Raw genomic sequence first — 22,890 nt, forward strand, 5'->3', positions numbered from 1 at the left:
GCGCCTCACGGCTGGTTCGCCGGGCCGGCCGAAGAGGCCGGCGCGGTGCCGAGGCCGGCGACGGATTTGCGGACGCGAACAGTCGGTGCCCCACCCCCGGCAGAGGCTGCGGGCTGGGGCATCTGTGTGGGCGCCGAACCCTGGGCGACGCGCTTCATCACTTCGTCGCGCGGGCCGAAGGCGAGGGCGGCGCCATCCTTGAGCGCGAGCACGAGATCGCACTGGGCGAGGGCGGCCGGCCTGTGGGTGATGAGCACCACCGTGCGGCGCGCCGCCTTCAACTGCTTCAGCGCCTCGGTGAGCGCGGCTTCGCCGGCCGGATCGAGGCTGGCATTGGGTTCGTCCAGCACGATCAGCGCCGGCAGGCCGAACACCGCGCGGGCAAGGCCGATGCGCTGGCGCTGCCCGCCCGATAGGGCGAGGCCGCCGTCGCCGATCTCGGTATTGTAGCCCTGCGGCAGTTGCTGGATCATCTCATGGACCCCGGCGAGCTGCGCCGCCGCCACCACGGCCTCCGGCTCGGCGGCGGTGAAGCGGGCGATGTTCTCGGCGATGGTGCCGGCGAACAGCTCCACGTCCTGCGGCAGGTAGCCGACATGGCGGCCGAGCTGCTCCTCGTCCCAATGGGCGAGGTCCGATCCGTCGAGCCGCAGTGCGCCTGACGCGGCCGGCCATACGCCCACCAGCGCTCGCGCGAGGGTGGACTTGCCCGCCGCCGTCGGGCCGATGACGCCGATGACGCTGCCGGCGTCGAGCCGGAACGACAGCTGGCGCAGCACCGCCGTCTCGCGGCCCGGCGCCCGCACGAACAGGTTCTCCACGCTCACCACCCCCGTGGGTTCCGGCAGGCGCAGCCGCTCGGGCGGGGGAGGGGCGGCGCGCAGCAGCAGCTGGATGCGGCCATAGGCGGTGCGCATGTTCACCACCGATTTCCAGTTGCTCACCGCCTGCTCGATGGGCTGGATGCAGCGCCCCACCAGGATGGAGCCGGCGATGATCATGCCGGGCGAGATCTGCTTCTGGATGGCGAGCCACGCACCGAGCCCGAGCACGATGCTCTGTACCAGCGCCCGGTTGAACTTGGTGATGCCGATGAGAAGCGCGCCCCGGTCGCCGGCCCGGCTCTGCCAGCCCATGGCGCCCTCGTGCGCCTCGCTCCAGCGCGCGCGCAGGGCCTTCGACATCCCCATGGCCTTGAGCACTTCCGCATTGCGCAGGGTGGCCGTGGCGAGGGCATTGGCCTTGATGCCGGCGCGGCCCGCCTCGGCGAGGCTCTCGCGGGTGGCGCGGTTGTTCAGCACCGCGAGGAAGCCGGAGAACAGGCAGCTCGCCACCGCCAGCACCCCGTAATAGGGATGCAGCAGCGTCGCGCAGATCATGTAGATGGGCACCCACGGCACGTCGCACAGAGCGGCGAGGCCGGCGCCGGCATAGAAGTCGCGCACGGTGTCGAGGTCGCGCAGCGCCTGCGCCTGTCCATTGCCCGGCGCGCGCAACGCCATGCGGCGCACGGCATCGAACACATCCGCCGCCACCTTGGTGTCGAAGGCGATGCCGGCCCGCTCCAGCAGGCGGGACCGCAGCCCTTCCAGCGCCGCCCACACCAGATAGAGAAAGGCGGTGATGAGGGTGAGCAGCACCAGCGTCTCGATGCTGCGGCTGCCCAGCACCCGGTCATAGACCTGCATCATGTAGATGGAGGCGTTGAGGCCGAGGAGGTTGATGAAGAAGCTGAACACCACGACGCTGACGAAGGCCGGCCGGATCGTCCGCAGAGCACGGTCCAGCGCCGTCGGTGCGCCCGAGGCGGCTGGCTCTCTCGATCCCGTTACGCTCATGCCCCGGCGTCTCCGGCCCGGCTGGGGCCAATGCTCGTATGGCGCGCAAGGGCGCCACGCCTTCCTTTTATGCGGCGGGAGCGGCCGGCGGAAGCGGTGGAAGGGGCAGCCGCGGCTCAAATTGCATTGCCGTTAGGGGAGGCTGGTCCGGCCTTAAACGCCTTCGACTTCGCCACAATGGGATGCGAGGATGACGGCACGGAAAGACCATGGCCCGCATCTTCGCCTTCCTCGTCGTCTTCATTTCGCTGCTGGGCGCGGCGCCCTGGCTCGTGCCCGTGGCGAAGGAGAGCGCGAAGCTGATCGCCGCCCGCGACGATCCCGCCGCCCTCGCCGATCTCGGCCTTCGCGACTTCACGGGGGAGGGTGCGGCGCGCGCCATCGCGGCCGCGCTGGCGGAGGACGATACCGCCCTCGCCACCTCCTACCTCGTTTTGGCCGATGCCCGGCACCTCGCCGTTCCCCCTGATCTGCGCAAGCAGGTGGAGGCGGCCAATGGCACGACGGCGCAGGCGCTGCATTCCGCCAAGGCGTTCGGCATGGGCTTCATCACCGGCCAGCCCAATGATCTCGCCGGCCTCGCGGGGGCGGCGACGAGCGACCTCATGGTCTGGGGCGACATCCGCGACGCCGGCCGCGAGGGCCTGAAGATCGCCCGCGGGGAGGAACCGGATCAGCTCATTCTCGGCCTGTCGGCAGTAGGCATCGCCGTCACCGCGGGGACCTACGCCACCGTGGGCGCGAGCCTGCCGGTGCGCATGGGCATCTCGCTGGTGAAGGTGGCGAAGCGCACCGGCCGCCTCTCCGCCGGCCTGCTGCGCAGCTTCACCCGGGCAGCCCGGGAAAGCGTGGATTTCGTCGCCCTGCGTCGCCTTCTCTCCGGCGCGACGGCGGTGGACGGCGCGGCGGTGAAGAGCGTGGTGCGCACCGATCGCCTCGCCACCCTCACCCGCATGCTGGACGACACCGCCCGCATCGAGGCCAAGGCCGGCACCCGCGCCGCACTGGAAGGGCTGAAGGTGGCCGAGGGGGGCCGCGACCTCTCCCGCGTCGCCCGGCTCGCCGACGCCAAGGGAGGGCAGACGCTCGCCATCCTGAAGACGCTGGGGCGCGGCGCCATCACCATCACCAGCCTGCTGTTCCACCTCATCTGGTGGGGCTTCCTCGCGGCCTTCTATCTGTTCGCGCTGGTGTCCAGCTTCAATTCCTTCTGCGTCGCCTGTGCCCGCCGGACGTGGCGGCACAAGCGGCGTCGGCGGGAGGCGCCTCGGGTCGCGGTGCGCGGAAGGCTGTTCGTGCGGCGCACACCGGTTGTTGCGCCCGTGGCGGAGGTCGCGATGCCGGCAACCGCCGCCGCCGATGTCATCGCTGAGGCCACCCGCGACGTGCTGGCGGCCACCGAGGCGGTGCGCGCGCTGGGGCAGGAGGAGACTGGCGGGGAGTTGGCAGGCGGGGAGGGACCTTCTAGTTTCCCCGCCCGCGCGCCTGAGCGGCGCGCGGCTCCCCTGCTCGCCGTTCCCCGCGAAGGTCCCTCATGCCCCATTTCTCCTCCGACGGTGTCGATATCGCCTATCTCGATCAGGGTGCCGGCGAGCCGGTCCTCCTGATCCACGGCTTCGCCTCCACCAAGGAGATCAACTGGGTCGGCCCCTCCTGGACCAAGACGCTCACTGAGGCCGGCTACCGCGTCATCGCCTTCGACCATCGCGGCCATGGGGAATCCGAAAAGCTCTACGATCCCGCCCTCTACGACACCCGCCTGATGGCGGAGGACGCCCACAACCTGCTCCGGCATCTCGGCCTCGAGCGGGCGGACGTGATCGGCTATTCCATGGGCGCGCGGGTCGCCGCCCAGATGGCGCTGCATTTTCCCCATGCGGTGCGCTCCGCCATCTTCGGCGGTCTCGGCATCCACCTCGTGGAAGGCGCGGGCCTGCCGCAGACGGTGGCGGACGCGCTGGAGGCGCCGAGCCTCGACGACGTCGCGGACCCCATGGGCCGCATGTTCCGCGCCTTCGCCGATGCCAACAAGGCGGACCTCAGGGCGCTGGCCGCCTGCATCCGTGGCTCGCGGCAGGTGCTGACGCGCGAGGGGGTGGGGCGCATTTTCCAGCCGGTGATGGTCGCCATCGGCACCCGCGATGCGGTGGCCGGCGCAGCCGCGCCGCTGGTGGCGCTGCTGCCGGACGGTACCCAGCTCGACATCCCCAACCGCGACCATAATCCCGCCGTGGGGGACAAGGTGTTCAAGCAGGGCGCTCTCGACTTCCTGAAGGCGCGCCCCTGACGCCGGCCGGCGGGAACCTCTCGCCTCGCCGCAGCATGTGCTAGAACAGGGGCAAGTCTGATCCCCGAGGAGGCAGAGATGCCGCAATTGCCGATGGTTTCGCAGGTTCCGGAGATCGTTGTGCCGCGCGTGACGCGCCTTGGCACCGAGCGCTGGCACGATGTGGTGGACCCCGTGTGGGCGCGCCTGCGCAACGAGGCCGAGGAGGCCGCCGAGCGCGAGCCGCTGCTCGCCGGATTCTTCACCAGCGCCATCCTCGGCCAGCCCAGCCTCGAAGCCGTGATCGGCGAGCGCATCGCCGCCCGCCTCGGCGATACCGACCTGCCGGGTTCGGCCATCCGCGCCGCCTGGCTCGATGCGGTGGCCCGCGACAAGGACATTTCCCAGGCCCTGCGCGCCGACGTGATGGCGGTGGTGGACCGCGACCCCGCCGCCGACCGCACGCTGGATCCGGTGCTTTATTTCAAGGGCTTCCACGCCATCCAGTCGCACCGGCTCGCCCACTTCCTATGGAACAACGGGCACAAGGATTTCGCGCTCTACCTCCAGAGCCGCGCGTCGTCCGTCTTCGCCGTGGATATCCATCCCCAGGTGCCCATGGGCCGCGGCGTGTTCTTCGACCATGCCACCGGCATCGTCATCGGCGCGACGGCGGTGATCGAGGATGACGTCTCCATCCTCCAGGGCGTGACGCTGGGCGGCACCGGCAAGGAGAGCGGCGACCGCCATCCCAAGATCCGCCGCGGCGTGCTCATCGGCGCCGGCGCCAAGGTGCTCGGCAATATCGAGGTGGGCCGCTGCGCCCGTGTCGCCGCCGGCTCCGTGGTGCTGAAGCCGGTGCCGCGCAACTCGACCGTCGCCGGCATCCCGGCCAAGGTGGTGGGCGAGGCCGGCTGCGCCGAGCCTTCGCGCTCCATGGACCAGATGTTCGAGGACAACATCTGGTCTGGTGCGGACATCTGACCCCGCCGGCTTGAACGCGCGCCCGATGGCGGCCATAAGGCGGCCATCCGCTCTCAGGAGGACACCCCTTGGACAAGACCGAGATCGAGCAGGTGCAGCGTTATATGCGGAACCTCTTCAACAATCCGCAGATCAACGTGGCAGCCCGCGCGAAGCCGAAGGGCAGCGCCGAGGTGTTCCTCGGCGAGGAAGCCATCGGCACTCTGGACAAGGACGAGGAGGACGGCGAGCTTTCCTATCATTTCCGCATGCCGGTTCTGGACAAGGACGCTCCCAGCTACCTCCGCACCAAGTTCGGTAACCCGAAGTTCAAGGTGGTCGCCTTCGCCAAGTCCAAGGACACCGCCGAGGTCTATCTCGGCGATGATGCCATCGGCACTCTCACCAAGGACGAGGAAAAGGGGAAGGCCACGCAGAACTTCCGCATGGCCATCTTCGAGACCGACCTCGAGTGAGCCTGCCACAGGCGCGGGCGTCCAGCGGGACGCTTGCGCCCGGCCCTGAACGCGCTACACCTCTGGCATATTGAATCCAGAGGGGAGGGCGCCGTGGCGCTGCTGGAGGTCTCCGGGGAGCGGTTCAGGGTGGAGGTGACGGGGCCGGAGGGCGCGCCGCCGCTCATCCTCTCCCATTCCCTCGGCTGCACGCTCGGCATGTGGGACGAGGTGTTGCCGCTGTTCGCGGGCCGCCGCCTTATCCGCTACGACGCCCGCGGCCATGGCGAGAGCGCCGCGCCCGACCAAGTCTATTCTATGGGCGACCTCGGCCGCGACGTGCTGACGATCATGGACCGGCTGAACCTCGCCACCGCCGATTTCTGCGGCCTGTCGCTGGGCGGCATGGTGGGCCAGTGGCTGGCACTGAACGCGCCGCAGCGCCTCACCCGCCTCATCCTGTCCAACACCACCGCCCATGCCGGCCCGGCGCGCTTCTGGGACCACCGCATCAAGGCGGTGCGCAAGGACGGCACCGGCCCCATCGCCGATTCCGTCATCGACAGCTGGTTCACGCCGCAGTTCAAGGCGCAGCGCCCCGCCCGCGTGGCGGAGGTCCGTGCGATGGTCACGGGCACGAAGCCTTCCGGCTACATGGGCACCAGCGCCGCCATGCGCGACATGGATTTCCGCACCGACGTGGCGCGCATCGCCACCCAGACGCTGGTCATCGTCTCTGACGGCGACCGCTCGACGCCGCCAGCCTGGGGCGAGGCCATCGCCGCGGCCATCCCCGGCGCGAAGCTGGGGCGCCTGCCCGGCGGGCACCTCTCCGCCATCGAGCAGCCGGAGGCGTTTGTGCGGGCCGTCTCGGCGTTCCTCGCATAGGCGCGCGCTCGCGTCGCGGCGGCCGGGCGTGACATCGCCCGGCGCTTGTGGAAGATGCCGCGAATGCGTGGAGGCGCGGCATGGCATCCCATCAGAGCGGTCACGGCCACGATCACGACGACCACGATAGCCAAGACCACGACCAAGACCACGCCAGCCATTCGCACGGCCATGGCGGCCACGGCCATTCCCACGCCCCGCCGGATTCGCTGCGGGCCTTCGCCATCGGCGCCGGGCTGAACCTCGGCTTCGTCATCATCGAGGCAGGGTTCGGCTTCATGTCCGGCTCGCTCGCCCTTCTGGCGGATGCGGGCCACAATCTCTCCGACGTGCTCGGCCTGCTGCTCGCCTGGGGGGCCGCATGGCTGTCGCGCCGGGCGCCGACGGCGAAGCACACCTACGGCTACGGCCGTTCCTCCATCCTCGCCGCGCTCGCCAATGCGACGCTGCTGTTGGTCGCCACCGGCGGCATCATCCTGGAAGCCTTTGGCCGGATCGCCGATCCCGAGCCGATCCAGACTGGGATCGTGATGGTGGTGGCGCTGGTGGGCGTCGGCGTGAACATCGGCACGGCGCTTTTGTTCATGGCGGGGCGCAAGGGCGATCTGAACGTCCGGGGCGCGTTCGTGCACATGGTTGCGGACGGCGCGATCTCGCTGGGCGTGGTGATCGCCGGTGCGGTGATCGCCCTCACCGGCTGGCTGTGGCTGGACCCGGTGGTGTCGCTGGCGATCTCCGTCGCCATCATCGCCGGCACATGGGGGCTGTTGCGGGACAGCGTGAACCTCGCCATGGACATGGTGCCGGAGGGCGTCGACGCCGCGGAGGTGGAGGCCTATCTCGCGGCCCGGCCCGGCGTGAGCGAGGTGCACGACCTGCACATATGGGGCCTCAGCACCACATCGGTGGCACTCAGCGCCCATCTGGTGCGGCCCGGCGCGACGCTGGACGATGATTTCCTGTCGGAGACGTGCGCGGAGCTGAAAGCCCGCTTCGGCATCGTCCACCCGGTGCTGCAGGTGGAAGAGGGGCGCATGCAATGCGCCCTCGCGCCGAGGGATGTGGTGTAAAGCCGATCGCCCGCTCCAGGCGGGCGGTGGGCGAAATCAGGCAGCCTTCGGCGCCTGCAACCCTTCCAGTGCCTCGCGGGCGATGGGCTGAAGTCCCTCGCCGCCGTGCGCCACATGCTCGGCGATCTTGGAGCGCATGCGCGGGTCCCAGAACTTCTTGATGTGTGTGCGCGTCGCCTCCACGGCCGCCTCGTGCTTCTGCGCGGCGAAGGCGGTGGCGATCTGGTTGGCCATGTAGACCAGCTTCTCGGTGGAGTTATGCGACATGATCCCGTTCCGATGACGCGGGCGCGATGCGCCCGGGATGGGTGAAAATCTCGAAGCCGTCATCGCGCACGATGGCGGCAAGGGTGATGCCCGCCGCCTCCGCCGTCCGGATGGCGAGGGAGGTGGGAGCGGACACCGCGGCGATGACGCCCACACCCAGCACCGCCGCCTTCTGCACCATCTCGATGGAGACGCGGCTGGTGAGCAGCAGCAGGCCCCGCGCGGTGTCGAAGCCGGCATCGGCGGCCATGCCGACCAGCTTGTCCAAGGCGTTGTGACGGCCCACGTCTTCCGCCAGCGCGAGGATGCCCCGGCCTGGTTCGAAATAGGCTGCGGCGTGCACCGCGCGGGTCTCGCGGTTCAGCGTCTGAAGCGGGCCGAGGGTCGCCATGGCGCCCAGCACCACGTCCGGCGCGAAGACGGCCGTGGCGGTGACGTGGGCGGCGGGCTTCACCGCCTCGGCGAGGCTTTCCACTCCGCACAGGCCGCAGCCGGTGGGGCCGGCGAGCGCCCGGCGCCGGGCGGAGAGATGCTTCATCTTCTCCTCGGCGATCCACATGCGCGCCTCGATGCCCTCATCGACGACGATCACGTCGCGGGAGAGGATTTCCTCCTTCGCCGCGACGATGCCCTCGGTGAGGGCAAAGCCCAGCGCGAAGGCGGCGATGTCGGTGGGGCTCGCCATCATCACCGCATGGGTGGTGCCGTTGAAGGTGAGCGCGACCGGCACTTCCTCCGGCACCGCGCGGGTACCGGAGGAGACCTGCCCGTCCCGCAGCTGCACGCGCTCCACCCGCCGCGCCGGAGGGGGCGCGGGGAGGTCGGCAGGCAGAGGACAGGCGGGTTCGTCGGTCATCTCGTCCATTCAGATGGGAACACCTGAGGGCACCCGGAAGGGGGAGCAGGGGGCGAGGCCCCCGGCCCTCACTCTGCCGCTATGCGGCGGCTGGTGCGGCTGAGGTTCTCGTACTCCTCCTGCCACTGGGTTGGGCCGTTGGAGGGCGAGACCTGCACCGCCGTTACCTTGTATTCGGGGCAGTTGGTGGCCCAGTCCGAATAGTCGGTGGTCACCACGTTGGCCTGCGTCACCGGGTGATGGAAGGTGGTGTAGACCACGCCGGGGGCGACGCGATCGGAGATCACCGCGCGCAGCGAGGTGGAGCCGGCGCGGCTGTCCAGCTTCACGAAGTCGCCGTCGCGGATGCCGCGGACCTCGGCGTCGTGGGCATGGATCTCCAGCACGTCCTCCGGGTGCCAGACCACGTTCTCGGTGCGCCGGGTCTGGGCGCCCACGTTGTACTGGCTGAGGATGCGGCCGGTGGTGAGCAGCAGCGGGAAGCGCGGCCCGGTCTTCTCGTCGGTGGGCACGTACTCGGTGAGCATGAACTTGCCCTTGCCGCGCACGAAGCCGCCGATGTGCATGATCGGGGTGCCTTCCGGCGCCTTCTCGTTGCAGGGCCACTGCACAGAGCCCATCTCGTCGAGCAGCTTGTAGTTCACGCCGGCGAACGAGGGGGTGAGCGCCGCGATCTCGTCCATGATCTCGCCGGGGTGGCTGTAGGTCATGGGGAAGCCCAGGGCGTTCGACAGCATCTGGGTGACTTCCCAGTCCGCATAGCCGTTCTTCGGCGCCATCACCTTGCGGATGCGCTGGATGCGGCGCTCGGCATTGGTGAAGGTGCCGTCCTTCTCAAGGAAGGAGCAGCCCGGCAGGAAGACGTGGGCGTAGTTGGCGGTCTCGTTCAGGAACAGGTCCTGCACCACCAGGCACTCCAGCGCGGCAAGGCCGGCGGAGACATGCTTGGTGTCGGGGTCGGACTGGAGGATGTCCTCGCCCTGAACGTACATGCCCTTGTAGGTGCCTTCGACCGCCGCATCGAACATGTTGGGGATGCGCAGCCCCGGCTCGTCGTCGAGGCCGACACCCCACAGGGCCTCGAACGAGGCGCGGGTGGCGTCGTCCGAGATGTGGCGATAGCCCGGCAACTCGTGCGGGAACGAGCCCATGTCGCACGAGCCCTGCACGTTGTTCTGGCCGCGCAGCGGGTTCACGCCCACGCCGTTGCGGCCGATGTTGCCGGTGGCCATGGCGAGGTTGGCGATGGCGATGACGGTGGTCGAGCCCTGCGAATGCTCGGTCACGCCCAGGCCGTAATAGATGGCGCCGTTGCCGCCGGTGGCGTAGAGGCGAGCCGCGCCGCGCACCGCCTCGGCGGAAACGCCGGTGTACTTCTCCACCGCCTCGGGGGAGTGGCGCTCCTCGGCGACGAAGGCGGCCCATTCCTGGAACTCGTCCCAGTCGCAGCGCTCGCGCACGAACTGCTCGTTCACCAGCCCCTCGGTGACGATGACGTGGGCCATGGCCGTCACGATCGCCACGTTGGTGCCGGGGCGCAGCGGCAGGTGGTAGGCCGCCTCGATATGGGGCGAGCGCACCACGTCGGTGCGGCGCGGATCGATCACGATGAGCTTGGCACCCTGGCGCAGCCGCTTCTTGAGGCGCGAGCCGAACACCGGGTGGCCGTCGGTCGGGTTGGCGCCGATGATAAGCACCACGTCGGACTCTTCGATGGAGTCGAAGTCCTGCGTGCCGGCCGAGGTGCCGTAGGTCACGGACAGGCCGTAGCCGGTGGGCGAGTGGCAGACGCGGGCGCAGGTGTCCACGTTGTTGTTGCCGAAGCCGCCACGGATCAGCTTCTGGACGAGGTAGGTCTCCTCGTTGGTGCAGCGCGAGGAGGTGATGCCACCCACCGAGCGCTTGCCGTACTTCTCCTGGATGCGCTTGAACTCGGAGGCGGCGTAGGCGATGGCCTCCTCATAGCTCACTTCCTTCCACGGCTCGTGGATGGAGGAGCGGATCATGGGCTTCAGGATGCGGTCCTGGTGGACGGCGTAGCCATAGGCGAAACGGCCCTTCACGCAGGAATGGCCCCGGTTCGCCTTGCCATCCTTGTAGGGCACCATGCGCACCAGCTCGTCGCCGCGCATCTCGGCCTTGAAGGTGCAGCCGACGCCACAATAGGCGCACGTCGTCACCACCGAATGCTCGGGGGTGCCGATGTTGTACATGGCCTTCTCGTTCAGCGTCGCGGTCGGGCAGGACTGCACGCAGGCGCCGCAGGAGACGCACTCCGAGGTGAGGAAGCTCTCGTCCATGCCGGGCGAAACGCGGCTGTCGAAGCCACGGCCGGAGATGGTGAGCGCGAAGGTGCCCTGCACTTCCTCGCAGGCGCGGACGCAGCGATTGCAGACGATGCACTTCGACTTTTCATAGGTGAAGTAGGGGTTGGACTCGTCCTTCCCGAGCTTCGTGTGGTTCTCGCCCTCGTAGCCGTAGCGCACGTCGCGCAGGCCGACGACGCCGGCCATGTCCTGCAGCTCGCAATCGCCGTTGGCGGAGCAGGTCAGGCAGTCCAGCGGGTGGTCGGAGATGTACAGCTCCATCACCCCCTTGCGGATCTTCTTGAGCCGCTCGGTCTGGGTCTTCACCACGATGCCGTCCGCCACCGGCGTGGTGCAGGAGGCGGGCGTGCCGTTGCGGCCTTCGATCTCGACCAGGCACAGGCGGCAGGAGCCGAAGGCGTCGAGCATGTCGGTGGCGCAGAGCTTGGGGATCTGGTTCCCCACCTCCATCGCGGCGCGCATGATGGAGGTGCCTTCCGGCACCTGCACTTTCATGCCGTCGATGGTGAGCGTGACCAGATTCTCCGACTTGGAAGCCGGCGTGCCGTAGTCGATTTCATGGACGAGGGACATGTCGTTCCTCCAATTATTCTGCGGCGGCCGGCAGCTTCGGCGTGGCGCCGAAGTCTTCCGGGAAATGGGTGAGGGCGCTGACGACGGGGTATGGCGTGAATCCGCCGAGCGCGCAGAGCGAGCCGAGCTTCATGGTGTGGCAGAGGTCTTCCAGCAGGGCGAGGTTCTGCTCGCGCTTCTCGCCGGCGACGATCTTGTTGATGGTCTCGACGCCCCGGGTGGAGCCGATGCGGCAGGGCGTGCACTTGCCGCAGCTCTCGTGGGCGCAGAATTCCATGGCGAACTTGGCCATGTGGGCCATGTCCACCGTGTCGTCGAACACCACGATGCCGCCATGGCCGATGAGCGCGTCCTTGGCCGCGAAGGCCTCGTAGTCGAACGGCGTGTCGAACTGGTGCACCGGCAGGTAGGCACCGAGCGGCCCGCCTGCCTGCACCGCCTTCACGGGACGGCCGGAGGCCGTGCCGCCGCCGATCTCGTTGACAAGCTCGCCCAGCGAGATGCCGAACGCCGTCTCGAACAGGCCGCCGTGCTTGATGTTGCCCGCGAGCTGGATGGGCATGGTGCCGCGCGAGCGGCCCATGCCGAAGTCGCGATAGAACTTGCCGCCCTTGTCGAGGATGATAGGCACGGTCGCGAGGGAGACGAGGTTGTTGATGACGGTGGGCTTGCCGAACAGGCCCACATGCGCCGGCAGCGGCGGCTTGGCGCGCACGAGGCCGCGCTTGCCTTCCAGGCTCTCGAGCAGCGAGGTTTCCTCGCCGCACACATAGGCGCCGGCGCCCATGCGCATTTCCATGTCGAAGGAGACGCCGGAGCCGAGGATGTTGTCGCCGAGCAGCCCCGCCATGCGGGCCTTCTCGATGGCCTTCTCCATCACCACGAAAGCGAGGGGATATTCCGAGCGGCAGTAGACGAAGCCCTTGGTCGCGCCCACGGCGAGTCCGGCGATGGTCATGCCCTCGATGAGGCAGTAGGGGTCCGCCTCCATGATGAGGCGGTCGGCGAACGTGCCCGAGTCGCCTTCGTCTGCGTTGCAGACGATGTACTTCTGGTCGGCCGGGGCAGCGGCGACCGTGCGCCACTTGATGCCGGTCGGGAAGCCGGCGCCGCCGCGGCCGCGCAGGCCGCTCTCGAACACCTCTTCCACCGTCCCGGACGGTCCCAGCTCCAGCGCGCGCTTCAGGCCGCGATAGCCGCCGTGGGCCTCGTACTCGGTGAGGGAAAGCGGGTCGATGATGCCGATGCGGGCGAAGGTGAGCCGCGTCTGCTTCTTCAGCCAGGGCAGCTCGTCCACCACGCCGATGCATTTGGGATGGTCGGCGCCATGCAGGAAGCCGGCGTGCAGCAGCTCGTCCACCTCGGCGGGCGTGACGGGGCCGTAGCCGATGCGGCCGCGCTCGGTCTCGATCTCCACCAGCGGCTCCAGCCAGAACATGCCGCGCGAGCCGTTGCGGGTGATGTCGGCGGTGATGCCACGGGCGAGAAGGCCGGCTTCAAGCCGCTTGGCGACGCGGTCGGAGCCGCAGGCGATGGCGGTGGCGTCGTTGGGAACGAAGATGCGGGGGGACTTCATTACACCTCTCCGAAGTGCTTGCCGGCGGCGACGCACTCGGCGATTTCGTCCACCGTGGCGCGGTCGAGGCGGCCGACCAGCTGCCCGTCCACGAGGGCGGAGGGGGCACAGGCGCACAGGCCGAGGCAGTAAATGGGCTCAAGCGTCACGCGGCCGTCGGCCGAGGTCTCGCCCATGGAGACGCCCAGCTTCTCTTCCGCATAGGCGGTGAGGGCGGTGCTGCCCATGGACTGGCACGCCTCGGCGGCACAGAGCTTCACCACCGTGCGGCCCGGCGGCTCGCGGCGGAAGTCGTGATAGAAGGTAAGGACGCCGTAGACCTCGGCGCGGGAGAGATTGAGCGTCTCCGCGATCATCGGCACCACGGGATCTGGCACGAAGCCGAACGTCTCCTGCAGGGCGTGCAGGATGGGCATGGTCGCCCCGTCGAGATGCTTGTGCTCCGCGATCACCTGCGCTGCGCGCTCGGTGCTCCAATCCTCATAGACCGCCATGGACGTCTCACTTTCCCCAACTGACCGAGGCCGCGTTGCCGCTGCTTCGTGTTGCTTGGGGGAAAGTGTGTCATACGCGGCCCTTCAATCAAGGCAGCTGTGGGATGTTGCGATAGAACATCTCTATCAAGCGGCGCCCGTTGGAGACGCGCCGGAACCGGAAATCAAGGCGCTGGCCTGCGTCATTCCGGTCAGTCTGGGATGGTTCTTGGTATATTGATCGTGTTTTTCTATGCGGACACGGTTTTGGGAGCGGCCATGGCCACCCCAAATTATTGCATTGCAGCAATTGCCGGATCGGTCACCGTGGCCTGCTCCAGCTTCGGAGCGATGCGCCGCGCTTCCGCTACGAGAGCCGCCGTGATCGGCGTGGTCGGCTCCCGATGGGGCACCACGAGGCCGATGGAGTGGGAGATGTCCGGCTCCAGGATCGGAATCGACCGCACGGTGGAGGTGAGCCCCAGCGAGTCTGCGAGCATGGCCGGCATCACGCTGGACCAAAGTCCCGTGCGCACATGGGTGAACAGCACGATCATGGAATTGGATTCGAGTGTCGGCTTGTGGCTGGCGCCGGCGGCGGCGAGGAGGTTGTCCACGATGCGCCGGTTCTGCATGTCCGGGGTGAGAAGGGCGAGCTGCAGCTCGGCCACCTCCGCCCAGGTCACGCTCTCCCGGTCGCCGTACTTGGCGTCGGCGGCCGTCACGAGGCGGTAGCGCTCGCGATAAAGCGGCACCGTGTTCACCCGGCCGAGGGGCTCGTTGTCGAGATAGGTGAGGCCGGCGTCGATCTCCAGATTTTCCAGGTGGTTCAGGATTTCGATGGAGGTGCGCGAGATCACCGTGAAGCGCACGTCCGGATGGCGGGCGCGGAACGGGGTCGTCAGCGCCGCCACCATGGGCAGGGCGGTGGGAATGGCGGCGATGCGCAGGGGGCCGGCGAGGCCGCGCTTCAGCGCGTCGATGTCCTGACGCATGGCGCGCGAGTCGGCCACGATGCGCCGCGCCCATTCCAGCGTCCGCTCGCCCTCGGGGGTGAAGCCCATGAAGCGGGAGCCGCGCTGCACCAGCAGCACCCCCAGCGTGTCCTCCAGCTGCTTGATGCCGGCGGAGAGGGTGGGCTGGGTGACGCCGCAGGCTTCGGCGGCCCGGCCGAAATGGCGTTCACGGGCAAGAGCGATCAGGTATTCGAGCTTGTCTATCATGCCGCCATATCAGTGCGGCGGGCGGTGGCGCGCAAGGCGGCTTCGTTGCCGCACCGCAGCGCCGGCGGAGGTCATCCACTGCCGCAGCGCGACACGGGAAACATCGCTGCCGTCGGTGGCGGTAAGCCGAAGGTGTATTTGCTGATTCGCGCAATCCCACTCTCGCGAACGTGACCTTGGGCACGGGAACCGTCCACCAGCAATTAAGGTTATATTAGGGATGGCGATGGTGCGGCGGACCATCAGCCGGAATCGGGGAGAGGGAGTCCCGCGATGCTCCGCGTAGCCAATGGGTCTGTTCTGATTTCTGTGGTCGTGATGCTGTTCGCCACCCTGCTGGTCGCGACGCCCACCCTTGCCTTCCTGATGCAGCCGCACGAGCACCCGGCCGAAACGCCCAGGCCGCCTGTTCGCAGCGTATCCGCATTCGCCTGAGATCATATCGCGATGGAGCTTGTCCGTGGCTTGCGCGGCCAGGCGTCCGGGCGATATCGCACGTCCTGAGCTCCATGCCCCGGGGCATCTTCACGCGCGGGCAACCGCGCCAAATTCGATGCCAGCGCCTTCGGCCCGAACGTCCGCTGCCCTGACCGGCATCGAACGTCGGGCGGAACGATCGGAGCGCCGCCATCATCTGGGGCCTGAGCGGGCATCTCGCCAGTCATGGCCTCGAGACGGCGCGTGGCCGCGCGGTAACGCTTGGGATGCGAAGAGCCTGGGATGGGGTGGAAAATGGCAGATCAAGCTGGGCAAGGTGCACCACAGGCCGAAACTACTGGCAAGCGTGCGCTTCCATCGGCACGCGGCCGGGAAGACGGGCTGCTGGCGCTGATGGTGGCCTTCGCCATGGGCCTCGCGCTGGCGCTCGTGCCCTTCGGCAGCGATGCCAGGGCGCAGTCGCGGGGGATGTTCCCCTCGCATGGCGGGTCGCCCCTTACGGACTTTTTCTCAGCTCTGTTCGGCGCTCGCCCGACCTATCGGTCTAGCGAGCAGCCCCGCATCATCGTCACCCCGCGCATGCTTGATGCGGCGCCGAGCTACAGCGGCGGTGGCCACGGCTATTGCGTGCGCACCTGCGACGGGCGGTATTTCCCGCTCGCCGGCCGCGCCGGGGTGGAGAAGAGCGATCTCGCCCAATGCGCCGCCTTCTGTCCGGCCGCGAAGATGACCGTGGTGAGCACCTCGGATCCCGCGCGCGGGATCGAGGGAGCCGTCACCCGCGAGGGCAAGCCCTATTCGGAACTGCCCAATGCCTATGTCTACCGTCAGCGCCTCGTCGAGGGCTGCACCTGCAACGGCAAGGTCGGCGGCCTCACCCATGTGGATGTCATGGAAGACCCCACGCTGAAGCGCGGCGATGTGGTGATGACCGCCGAGGGCAGCCGCGTTTTCACCGGCAAGACCAAGGGGCCACCCTATCGCGCGGCGGACTTCGTCGAGCCGTCCCGTTTCCCCGAGCTGCCGCGATCCATGCGCGCGCGCCTCGACGAACTCACGGTGGCCTCGCGATAGGCGTTACCGGCGCTTCGACGCCTGCCGGGCGGTGTTGAGGGCCACGGCGGCCCGAATCAGGGCCTTGAACGCCTCGGGCTCCACCTCTTTCCCTTCATGAATGTCGATGGCCCGGCGGGTGCCGCCGCCGAGGCCCGCATTGAAGAGCCCGCTCGGATCATCCAGCGCCGCGCCGTGGGCGAAGGTCAGCTTCACGCAAGCCTTGTAGACCTCCCCGGTGCAGAGGATGCCGTCATGTTCCCATATGGGCACGCCGGACGGATTGGTGGGCTTCACCCACTTCACCGCCTCGGTCACCTCAGGATCGGCCTCGTGGATCAGCGCGCGCACGCGGGCGAGGGCGTCGCCGCGCCAGTCCTTCAGTCCCGCAATCCTGGCGTCAATGCGGGCCGCAGGGGAATCGGGGTCGCTCATTCATCGTCTTCGGCTGTGCGAGAGGCGGATCGCGTCCGGCCGGAAGCCTCAGACGGCCGCCCGGCTGCGAGCGGATTTGCGATTGCGACGGACGGTGCCATCGGACGGAAGGGCATTGGCTTCGATCGCCGGAGCGTCGCCGGTGGATGCCTCTTCTTCGGTGTTGCCATCGGCCGGATCGAGCAGGGCGCGGATGCGCGCGGCAAGGTCGCCTCCGGCGCCATCCGCCACGGCCTGACGGATGGGAGAGCCGTTGCCCTCCAGCCGGGCGGTGAGGGCGGCGAGGCGCGCCGCGAGGTCGGTCATGCTTTCGCGCAGGATCGCGTTGTCGGCGCCGTCGGCAGCTGCCACTTCGCTCGCGAGCGGGGCGGGGGTAGCCACGCTGTCGTCCCGGCGGCGCTGCACCGCCTCTTCCATGAGGGCGTGGTCGGCCTTGAGCATGCGTAGGGCATCCTCAAGCCGCCGGTTCTCGGCCTCGGCCGCGCCGAACTCGCTGGCGCGCCGCTGCTCGAAGGCGTGGACGACGGCGCGGTTGGCGTCGAGGTCGGCCTCCGCCGTGGCGAGCGTCTGGGTGAGGCGGTCGCGCTCGGCCTCCAGAACAGCGATGGTCTGCGCCCGCGCCTCGCTCTCGACCACCTTGAGGGCAAGGGCTTCCTGCGCCTCGGTGAGATCGGTGGAAAGTTCGGTCGCGGCCTGGGCCGCGATGGCGCGGGCCTCAAGGGTGGCGGCGCGCTCGGCTTCAAGGGTGGCGGACGTTTCCTCAAGCCGGCGGGCGGTGTCGGCGAGGCGCGCGCTGAGGCTCGCCACGTCCGCTTCCAGGGCGGTAACGCGGGTGCGGGCGGCGGCAAGCGCCTCCTCGCGGGCCTTCAAGGCCTCGGCCTGGGCGCGGGCATCCCCGGTGAGGGTGCCGTGGGCGGCTTCCAGCGCGGCGAGGGCGGCAACCCGATCGGCCAGCGCCTCTTCCAGGCGGGCGACGGTGGCGGTGCGGTCGGCGAGCTGGTCCTGCGTTTCGCCCAAAAGCACATCGCGCTCGGCGCTGGTGGCTTGCAGGAAAGTGTGCTGCGCCTGGAGGGTCTTCAGTTCGCCCTCCAGCTCGAAGGTGCGCTGGCGCTGGGTCTCGATGGTGGCGGCGTTGGCGACGATGGTGTCGCGCATGGCGTCGGATTGCAGTTCCAGCCGCCGCTGGTTGAGGGCGAAGAAGGCGCGCTGCTGGTCCTTGTCGGCCTGCACCTCGAAGATGGAGATGGGCACCGCCGCCTCCACCCTTTTGGTGGTGAGCCGGACGGCCCGGTGCCAGACCGCGGGCAGCACGAGCAAAGCCACGAGCGTTGCGATCAGCACGCCCAGCATGAAGTACATGATCTGCTCGATCACGCGCGCACTCGCCCTTTGCCTAGAGGCCACATCGGCGGAGCCGCCCTGCGACCGAGCCTTCCGCCCGCCGTCGCAGGCGGGCGCCAGCGCCATTCATGCCATGGCCCGCGCGCGCGTGCCAGCGCCGTCAGGCCCCCAATGCGATCAGAAGGGGTTCCAGGTGGGATTGGGGGTGAACTTGAGGTAGCCGAGATTGGCCCCGAGGCGCACGCCCACGCCCGAGCGGATCGGAACCACTACGATCCCGTCGGCGCCGAGCGCGGTCATGCCGAATCCCGCGACGAGATAGGCCGAGCCGGAAATGCCGCCGAAGCGGCGGAAGATGTCGTCCACGCTCTTGAGGTTGTAGACGAGGATCATGGTGCGGGCGCCGTCGCCGCCGAAGTCCCAGCCCACCGAGGGGCCCTGCCAATAGACCTTCAGGTCGCCGGCGTTGCGGGTGTAGAGCACGCCCTCGCCGTAGCGCAGGCCGCCGATGAAGGCGCCGGCGCCCTCCTGGCCGAGGATATAGCCGTTGGGCTGGCCCCACTGGCCCACCGCCTTCTCGATGGACAGCGCCAGCCCGCGGGAGACGCTGCCGAAGAAGGAATGGCCCTTGCTCACCAGTTCGTTGGTTGAATAGTTCTGCGGCGCCGGCCCTTGTTGTGCGGCGGCCGGGGTGAGCCCGGCGGCGAGCGGCAGGCCAGAGACAACGCCCACGGCGACCGCGAGCGCGCGGGCGGTCTTCAGGAGGCTCCGGGGGAAGCGGACAGAAGAGAAGCGCACGGAAGCAAAGCGCATGGGGTCTCTCGCGGTGGGCTTCGGCCGGAGGGCTTCAGCGGGCGGGCGGTGAAATTCGCAAACAGCGGGACGAATCGGTTCGATTATGGCGACCAGTGTGACCGCGCAAAGGCGCGCCGTCGCTTGTCCCGAGCCGTTGCATCACAATCACCATGGTGATCGCGTGTTATCGGAGCGTTAATCGGCGGTGCGCGCGCGGGCCGGGCCGCCGGCGCCCCAGGCGATGAAACCGTGCACCTTGTAGCTGGCGTCCGCATGCCCATAGGTGAGCGGGCTGCCGTCCGGACGGGTGACGCTGCCACCCGCCGCAGCGACGAGGGCATGGCCGGCGGCGCTGTCCCACTCCATCACGGTCCCGAGCCGGGGATAAAGGTCCACCTTGCCCTCGGCCAGCAGCCCGAACTTGAGGGCCGAGCCGGCCGGGATGCGCTCCGCCACCTGATAGCGGCCGATCAGCGCGTCCGTGGCGGGATCGCCGTGGGAGCGGCTGGCCGCCACCACGATCGGCCCCTCGGGCACCTGGCGGCAGGCGATGGGCATCCAGTCCTGCGCGTCCACCGCCGCGCCCGGGGCGCGGATGGCGCGGAAGGCCGCGCCTGGCCGGCCGGCGAACAGGAGCGCCCGGGCCGGGGCATAGACGATGCCGAGCACCGGCGTGCCGTCCTCCACCAGCGCGATATTCACCGTGTACTCGCCGTTGCCGGAGATGAACTCCTTGGTGCCGTCGAGGGGGTCGACCAGCACGAAGCGGTTGCCGCAATCGACCTGCGCGCCCAGCGCCATGGCCTCTTCCGCCACCACCGGCACGCCGGGCAGGAGGTGGGCGAGGGCGGCGCAGATGATCTCTTCCGCCGCGTGGTCGGCCGCCGTCACCGGGCTGAGGTCTGCCTTGTGGCTGGGATCGATGCCCTCCGCCTCGATGCGCCGGATCGCAACGCCAGCTTCAAGCGCCGCCTCGGCCAGCCCCGCGAGGATGGCGGCATCGGTGGGCGCGGGGGAGCGGGGAGGGCGCTGGGTCATGGTCGGATTCTCGATGGGCTCGTTTCGGCCGTCTCTAGACGGGCGCGGACCGCATGTCGATGCGGCGCAGGAGGGGCGCGGCTTGTGGCCCTTCCCGGCGGCGGTGTATCAGGGCCGGCCGTCCTTGGAGACGGATTCGCCATTTCGAGACGCATGCGGTGCCCGGCGCCGTCTCCGTCGCCGCCCCGGGAAACGTCATGTCCGCCGACGCCCCCCGCATCCCGCTTGCCGTTTCCGCGCTCGATCTCGGCGCGCTCCTGTGCTCGCGGGTCTGCCACGACGTGATCAGCCCGGTGGGCGCCATCGTTAACGGTCTCGAGGTTCTCGAGGACGAGAACGCCGCCGACATGCGCGACGTGGCCCTCGACCTCATCGCCAAGAGCGCCCGGCAGGCCTCGGCCCGGCTCCAGTTCACCCGCCTCGCCTTCGGGGCGGCGGGTTCGGCCGGCGCCCGCCTCGACACGGGGGACGCCGAGCAGGTGGTGCGCGGCGTGGTCGAGGATCAGCGCACGTCGCTGGAATGGACGCTGCCGCGTGTGCTGCTGCCCAAGAACCGGGTGAAGCTGCTGCTCAACCTCGTGCTGCTGGCCGGCACCACCGTTCCGCGGGGCGGCGTCATCCGCGTCACCGGGGCGGGGGAGGGGGACGACGTGACCTTCGCCCTCGTCTCCACCGGCCAGAGCGCCCGTATTCCGCAGGGCATCGAGGCACTGGCGACGGGCACCCTTCCCGAGGGTGGGCTCGATGCCCATTCGGTCCAGCCCTTCTATGCCGGGCTTCTCGCCCGCGACTGCGGCCTTTCGATCGGCTTCACCCAGGACGGTGATACGGTTACGCTCTCTGCCGCCTGACCGTCGCCCGAGGAAAGCCCCCATGCGTCTGGCCGCACGCCTGCTTCTGCGTCTCGCGCTGCTCTGCGGCGTGCTGGCGCTGGCAGGTGTGGCCAGTGCCCACGCGAGCTGTCCCCATGAGATGGCGCCGGGGGCGCAGGCGCAGGTGAGCCCGCACGAGGTGACGGTGCATGTTGCGCCAGTCACTTCGACCGCGCCCGAGAAGCGCCCGTCTTCCCACAGCCCTGCAGGCCCCCGTGCGAAGGCCCAGCCCGTGGTGCCGGCGCATCTGGGTCATGCCGGCGGCGCCTCCATGCCGGCGGGACCGTCCTGCTGCTCCGGCTGGGGATGCCTGATGACCTGCCACTGGGTCGCGCCAGTGCTCGACCTCGCGACTGGGCCGAACGGACCCGGCCAGCGTCTCGCCTTTTCCTCCGCAAGCGACAGGCCGGCCCTCGGACCCGAGGTCCAACTCCCGCCGCCCAGACCGCGCGCCTGACGGCTACGGCGCCGGCCGAGGGTGCCGGAACGGACATTTCATCATTCAGGAGAGACCCCATGCGGTCCCGCACTTTCGCGGCGCGCTCTCGCGCGGCCGTGCCCTTGACCTTTGCTGCCGTCGTTGTCGCCGGCCTTCTGTCCATCAACCCGGCGGCGGCCCAGTCGGCCATGCCCGGCGGACCGATGATGCACGACATGCAGAATATGCCCCACGCCATGGGTGGGCCGGCCTCGACTGCGGCCGATACCCCCTCCACGGCCGCGTTCAAGGCTGCAGGCGCGCAGATGCACAAGGACATGGACATCGCCTATTCCGGCGACACCGACATCGACTTCGTGCGCGGCATGATCCCCCACCACGAAGGCGCCGTCGCCATGGCCAAGGTGGAACTCGCCTTCGGAAAGGACCCCGAGATCCGCAAGCTCGCGGGGGGGATCATCAAGGCGCAGGAGGAGGAGATCGCCTTCATGAAGGCCTGGCTCGCCCGCGCCGAGGCCCGCGCGAAGGCGAAGTAGCCGGAGCCCCAAAACGCAAGAGGTTCCGAAACGCATGAGGCCCCGCTGGAGCGGGGCCTCATGACGAGAAGGAAAGGGAAAGGGCAGTCGGGTCAGACGGCGATGCGCTCGGCACCATGCATGGGCTCGCGCAGCACGTAGCCGCGGCCCCAGACCGTCTCGATGTAGTTCTTGCCGGCCGACGCGTTTGCCAGCTTCTTGCGCAGCTTGCAGATGAACACGTCGATGATCTTGAGCTCGGGCTCGTCCATGCCGCCGTAGAGATGGTTCAGGAACATCTCCTTGGTGAGGGTGGTGCCCTTGCGGAGCGAGAGCAGCTCCAGCATCTGATATTCCTTGCCGGTGAGGTGGACGCGGTTGCCCTCCACCTCGACGGTCTTGGTGTCCAGGTTGACGATCAGGTCGCCGGTCTGGATCACCGACTGGGCATGGCCCTTGGAGCGGCGCACGATCGCATGGATGCGGGCGACCATCTCGTCCTTGTGGAAGGGCTTGGTGAGGTAATCGTCGGCACCGAAGCCGAAGCCCTTCACCTTGTCTTCCGTATTGGCGAGACCCGAGAGGATGAGGATCGGCGTCTTCACCTTCGCCACGCGAAGGGAGCGCAAGACCTCGAACCCGGACATGTCGGGCAAATTCAGGTCAAGAAGGATGATGTCGTACTCGTAGACCTTGCCGAGGTCCACGCCTTCCTCACCGAGGTTGGTCGTATAGACGTTGAAGCTCTCGGTCTTCAGCATCAATTCGATGCCTCGGGCCGTAGCACTGTCGTCCTCGATGAGCAAGACGCGCATGGCTATCCCTTTCCTCGCAACTAGCCGAAAGGCGGCGGCGCCGACTTTCGTTGCTCGGCCATCGGGGTGATTCGCGTTACGTGTGTAGAATCGTTAACAGAACTCGATTCCTACCCACAAGAGTCTGCGGAAAAATCTTTGTGCATGAGAGTCAAGACTGACTCTGTTTCAGGCACTTAAGGTTTTTCCACAGCCCTCACGCAAACCGCCCGACCACCCCTCGCCCGAGCCCCTTGATCCGGCGTCCGGCTGAGCGCGCGGCGGCGCATCACCCGAACCGTAGCGTCATCATTAACGAAGGCGGTAAACGATTGGTTGCCGACGGCGTGATCCGTACGATTTTCCTGCCATGGCGACGCCGAAGGTAAGGAAAG

The 22,890-nt window shown here is 68.6% G+C and carries 23 protein-coding genes; 11 read left to right on the forward strand and 12 right to left on the reverse strand.

The genetic code is table 11. The annotated features are described in order from the left end of the window. Positions 1-5 precede the first annotated feature (5 nt). Positions 6-1,838 (reverse strand): type I secretion system permease/ATPase, encoded by a 1,833-nt coding sequence (locus A37E_RS0118560; RefSeq protein ID WP_081837671.1) that lies wholly within the window; start codon positions 1,836-1,838, stop codon positions 6-8. Between the two features lie 209 nt (positions 1,839-2,047). On the opposite strand from A37E_RS0118560, the gene A37E_RS0118565 reads away from it, so the two are divergent. From A37E_RS0118565 to A37E_RS0118595, 6 genes are all read left to right on the forward strand, one after another. Next, positions 2,048-3,445, forward strand: a complete 1,398-nt coding sequence (locus A37E_RS0118565; RefSeq protein ID WP_051679157.1) for a hypothetical protein — start codon at positions 2,048-2,050, stop codon at positions 3,443-3,445. Next, positions 3,373-4,125 carry an alpha/beta hydrolase gene (locus tag A37E_RS0118570; RefSeq protein WP_029557981.1) on the forward strand — a complete coding sequence of 251 codons (753 nt, stop codon included), beginning with the start codon at positions 3,373-3,375 and terminating at the stop codon, positions 4,123-4,125. Before A37E_RS0118565 ends, A37E_RS0118570 begins: the two co-directional genes overlap by 73 nt. A 78-nt stretch (positions 4,126-4,203) precedes the next feature. Then, positions 4,204-5,088: a serine O-acetyltransferase gene (cysE, locus tag A37E_RS0118575; RefSeq protein WP_081837672.1), complete on the forward strand. Its 885-nt coding sequence runs from the start codon at positions 4,204-4,206 to the stop codon at positions 5,086-5,088. Between the two features lie 68 nt (positions 5,089-5,156). After that, positions 5,157-5,543, forward strand: coding sequence for a DUF3126 family protein (locus A37E_RS27490; RefSeq protein ID WP_024279618.1), 387 nt, complete (start codon positions 5,157-5,159; stop codon positions 5,541-5,543). Between the two features lie 93 nt (positions 5,544-5,636). Further along, positions 5,637-6,410 carry a 3-oxoadipate enol-lactonase gene (gene pcaD, locus A37E_RS0118590; protein ID WP_051679158.1) on the forward strand — a complete coding sequence of 258 codons (774 nt, stop codon included), beginning with the start codon at positions 5,637-5,639 and terminating at the stop codon, positions 6,408-6,410. Between the two features lie 80 nt (positions 6,411-6,490). Beyond that, the gene (locus A37E_RS0118595; RefSeq protein ID WP_029557985.1) at positions 6,491-7,480 is read left to right on the forward strand and encodes a cation diffusion facilitator family transporter; all 990 of its coding nucleotides are present in this window, start codon (positions 6,491-6,493) and stop codon (positions 7,478-7,480) included. Positions 7,481-7,516: 36 nt separating this feature from the next. Here A37E_RS0118595 and A37E_RS0118600 read toward each other — a convergent pair whose 3' ends face one another. The 6 genes from A37E_RS0118600 to A37E_RS0118625 form a co-directional block, all read right to left on the reverse strand. Further along, positions 7,517-7,747 (reverse strand): formate dehydrogenase subunit delta, encoded by a 231-nt coding sequence (locus A37E_RS0118600; protein WP_024279615.1) that lies wholly within the window; start codon positions 7,745-7,747, stop codon positions 7,517-7,519. Continuing rightward, positions 7,737-8,603 (reverse strand): formate dehydrogenase accessory sulfurtransferase FdhD, encoded by an 867-nt coding sequence (gene fdhD, locus A37E_RS0118605; RefSeq protein WP_081837673.1) that lies wholly within the window; start codon positions 8,601-8,603, stop codon positions 7,737-7,739. The genes A37E_RS0118600 and fdhD overlap by 11 nt, the downstream gene beginning before the upstream one ends. Positions 8,604-8,671: 68 nt before the next feature. Continuing rightward, positions 8,672-11,503 carry a formate dehydrogenase subunit alpha gene (gene fdhF / locus A37E_RS0118610; RefSeq protein ID WP_029557987.1) on the reverse strand — a complete coding sequence of 944 codons (2,832 nt, stop codon included), beginning with the start codon at positions 11,501-11,503 and terminating at the stop codon, positions 8,672-8,674. A gap of 13 nt (positions 11,504-11,516) precedes the next feature. After that, positions 11,517-13,079 (reverse strand): NADH-quinone oxidoreductase subunit NuoF, encoded by a 1,563-nt coding sequence (locus A37E_RS0118615; protein ID WP_029557988.1) that lies wholly within the window; start codon positions 13,077-13,079, stop codon positions 11,517-11,519. Then, positions 13,079-13,573 (reverse strand): formate dehydrogenase subunit gamma, encoded by a 495-nt coding sequence (locus A37E_RS0118620; protein WP_029557989.1) that lies wholly within the window; start codon positions 13,571-13,573, stop codon positions 13,079-13,081. Before A37E_RS0118620 ends, A37E_RS0118615 begins: the two co-directional genes overlap by 1 nt. Before the next feature lie 272 nt (positions 13,574-13,845). Continuing rightward, a complete protein-coding gene (locus A37E_RS0118625; RefSeq protein ID WP_024279610.1) occupies positions 13,846-14,775 on the reverse strand; it encodes a LysR family transcriptional regulator in 930 nt (309 codons plus the stop codon). Positions 14,776-15,048: 273 nt separating this feature from the next. Between A37E_RS0118625 and A37E_RS27025 the strand changes: the two genes are divergently transcribed. Beyond that, a complete protein-coding gene (locus tag A37E_RS27025; protein WP_156026377.1) occupies positions 15,049-15,210 on the forward strand; it encodes a hypothetical protein in 162 nt (53 codons plus the stop codon). Positions 15,211-15,507: 297 nt separating this feature from the next. Further along, entirely contained in the window at positions 15,508-16,287 is a 780-nt protein-coding gene (locus A37E_RS0118635; RefSeq protein WP_197023012.1) for a DUF2865 domain-containing protein, read from the forward strand. A gap of 3 nt (positions 16,288-16,290) precedes the next feature. Here the strand turns inward: A37E_RS0118635 and A37E_RS0118640 are convergent, their stop codons facing one another. The 4 genes from A37E_RS0118640 to cysQ form a co-directional block, all read right to left on the reverse strand. Then, on the reverse strand, positions 16,291-16,701 hold the full coding sequence (locus A37E_RS0118640) for a DUF1801 domain-containing protein (RefSeq protein ID WP_029557991.1): 411 nt from the start codon (positions 16,699-16,701) through the stop codon (positions 16,291-16,293). Between the two features lie 48 nt (positions 16,702-16,749). Continuing rightward, positions 16,750-18,075: a hypothetical protein gene (locus A37E_RS26060; RefSeq protein ID WP_051679160.1), complete on the reverse strand. Its 1,326-nt coding sequence runs from the start codon at positions 18,073-18,075 to the stop codon at positions 16,750-16,752. Between the two features lie 144 nt (positions 18,076-18,219). Then, entirely contained in the window at positions 18,220-18,855 is a 636-nt protein-coding gene (locus tag A37E_RS0118650; protein ID WP_197023013.1) for a DUF1134 domain-containing protein, read from the reverse strand. A 177-nt stretch (positions 18,856-19,032) separates the two neighbouring features. Beyond that, positions 19,033-19,875 carry a 3'(2'),5'-bisphosphate nucleotidase CysQ gene (gene cysQ / locus A37E_RS0118655; RefSeq protein WP_029557994.1) on the reverse strand — a complete coding sequence of 281 codons (843 nt, stop codon included), beginning with the start codon at positions 19,873-19,875 and terminating at the stop codon, positions 19,033-19,035. Between the two features lie 197 nt (positions 19,876-20,072). On the opposite strand from cysQ, the gene A37E_RS0118660 reads away from it, so the two are divergent. From A37E_RS0118660 to A37E_RS0118665, 3 genes are all read left to right on the forward strand, one after another. Then, on the forward strand, positions 20,073-20,726 hold the full coding sequence (locus A37E_RS0118660; RefSeq protein WP_029557995.1) for a histidine phosphotransferase family protein: 654 nt from the start codon (positions 20,073-20,075) through the stop codon (positions 20,724-20,726). A gap of 22 nt (positions 20,727-20,748) precedes the next feature. Then, complete coding sequence (locus A37E_RS27030; protein ID WP_156026378.1) at positions 20,749-21,204, forward strand: hypothetical protein; 456 nt, start codon at positions 20,749-20,751, stop codon at positions 21,202-21,204. A 197-nt stretch (positions 21,205-21,401) separates the two neighbouring features. Further along, the gene (locus tag A37E_RS0118665; RefSeq protein ID WP_245279465.1) at positions 21,402-21,722 is read left to right on the forward strand and encodes a DUF305 domain-containing protein; all 321 of its coding nucleotides are present in this window, start codon (positions 21,402-21,404) and stop codon (positions 21,720-21,722) included. Between the two features lie 92 nt (positions 21,723-21,814). Here the strand turns inward: A37E_RS0118665 and A37E_RS0118670 are convergent, their stop codons facing one another. After that, entirely contained in the window at positions 21,815-22,516 is a 702-nt protein-coding gene (locus tag A37E_RS0118670; RefSeq protein WP_024279602.1) for a response regulator transcription factor CtrA, read from the reverse strand. Between the last annotated feature and the right edge of the window lie 374 nt (positions 22,517-22,890).

It is taken from the genome of Xanthobacter sp. 91 (assembly GCF_000702385.1).
Lineage (GTDB): Bacteria > Pseudomonadota > Alphaproteobacteria > Rhizobiales > Xanthobacteraceae > Xanthobacter > Xanthobacter aminoxidans.

Excerpts from the sequence above, each read along its gene's own strand:
- fdhF (WP_029557987.1), bottom strand. The coding sequence starts at position 11,503 with ATGTCCCTCGTCCATGAAATCGACTACGGCACGCCGGCTTCCAAGTCG.
- A37E_RS27030 (WP_156026378.1), top strand. The coding sequence starts at position 20,749 with ATGCGTCTGGCCGCACGCCTGCTTCTGCGTCTCGCGCTGCTCTGCGGC.
- A37E_RS0118670 (WP_024279602.1), bottom strand. The coding sequence starts at position 22,516 with ATGCGCGTCTTGCTCATCGAGGACGACAGTGCTACGGCCCGAGGCATC.
- A37E_RS0118650 (WP_197023013.1), bottom strand. The coding sequence starts at position 18,855 with ATGCGCTTTGCTTCCGTGCGCTTCTCTTCTGTCCGCTTCCCCCGGAGC.
- A37E_RS0118660 (WP_029557995.1), top strand. The coding sequence starts at position 20,073 with ATGTCCGCCGACGCCCCCCGCATCCCGCTTGCCGTTTCCGCGCTCGAT.
- A37E_RS0118665 (WP_245279465.1), top strand. The coding sequence starts at position 21,402 with ATGCAGAATATGCCCCACGCCATGGGTGGGCCGGCCTCGACTGCGGCC.
- A37E_RS0118560 (WP_081837671.1), bottom strand. The coding sequence starts at position 1,838 with ATGAGCGTAACGGGATCGAGAGAGCCAGCCGCCTCGGGCGCACCGACG.
- cysQ (WP_029557994.1), bottom strand. The coding sequence starts at position 19,875 with ATGACCCAGCGCCCTCCCCGCTCCCCCGCGCCCACCGATGCCGCCATC.
- A37E_RS0118620 (WP_029557989.1), bottom strand. The coding sequence starts at position 13,573 with ATGGCGGTCTATGAGGATTGGAGCACCGAGCGCGCAGCGCAGGTGATC.
- A37E_RS0118565 (WP_051679157.1), top strand. The coding sequence starts at position 2,048 with ATGGCCCGCATCTTCGCCTTCCTCGTCGTCTTCATTTCGCTGCTGGGC.
- A37E_RS0118600 (WP_024279615.1), bottom strand. The coding sequence starts at position 7,747 with ATGTCGCATAACTCCACCGAGAAGCTGGTCTACATGGCCAACCAGATC.
- cysE (WP_081837672.1), top strand. The coding sequence starts at position 4,204 with ATGCCGCAATTGCCGATGGTTTCGCAGGTTCCGGAGATCGTTGTGCCG.
- A37E_RS0118635 (WP_197023012.1), top strand. The coding sequence starts at position 15,508 with ATGGCAGATCAAGCTGGGCAAGGTGCACCACAGGCCGAAACTACTGGC.
- A37E_RS0118640 (WP_029557991.1), bottom strand. The coding sequence starts at position 16,701 with ATGAGCGACCCCGATTCCCCTGCGGCCCGCATTGACGCCAGGATTGCG.
- A37E_RS0118625 (WP_024279610.1), bottom strand. The coding sequence starts at position 14,775 with ATGATAGACAAGCTCGAATACCTGATCGCTCTTGCCCGTGAACGCCAT.
- A37E_RS27025 (WP_156026377.1), top strand. The coding sequence starts at position 15,049 with ATGCTCCGCGTAGCCAATGGGTCTGTTCTGATTTCTGTGGTCGTGATG.
- fdhD (WP_081837673.1), bottom strand. The coding sequence starts at position 8,603 with ATGACCGACGAACCCGCCTGTCCTCTGCCTGCCGACCTCCCCGCGCCC.
- A37E_RS0118570 (WP_029557981.1), top strand. The coding sequence starts at position 3,373 with ATGCCCCATTTCTCCTCCGACGGTGTCGATATCGCCTATCTCGATCAG.
- A37E_RS0118595 (WP_029557985.1), top strand. The coding sequence starts at position 6,491 with ATGGCATCCCATCAGAGCGGTCACGGCCACGATCACGACGACCACGAT.
- A37E_RS0118615 (WP_029557988.1), bottom strand. The coding sequence starts at position 13,079 with ATGAAGTCCCCCCGCATCTTCGTTCCCAACGACGCCACCGCCATCGCC.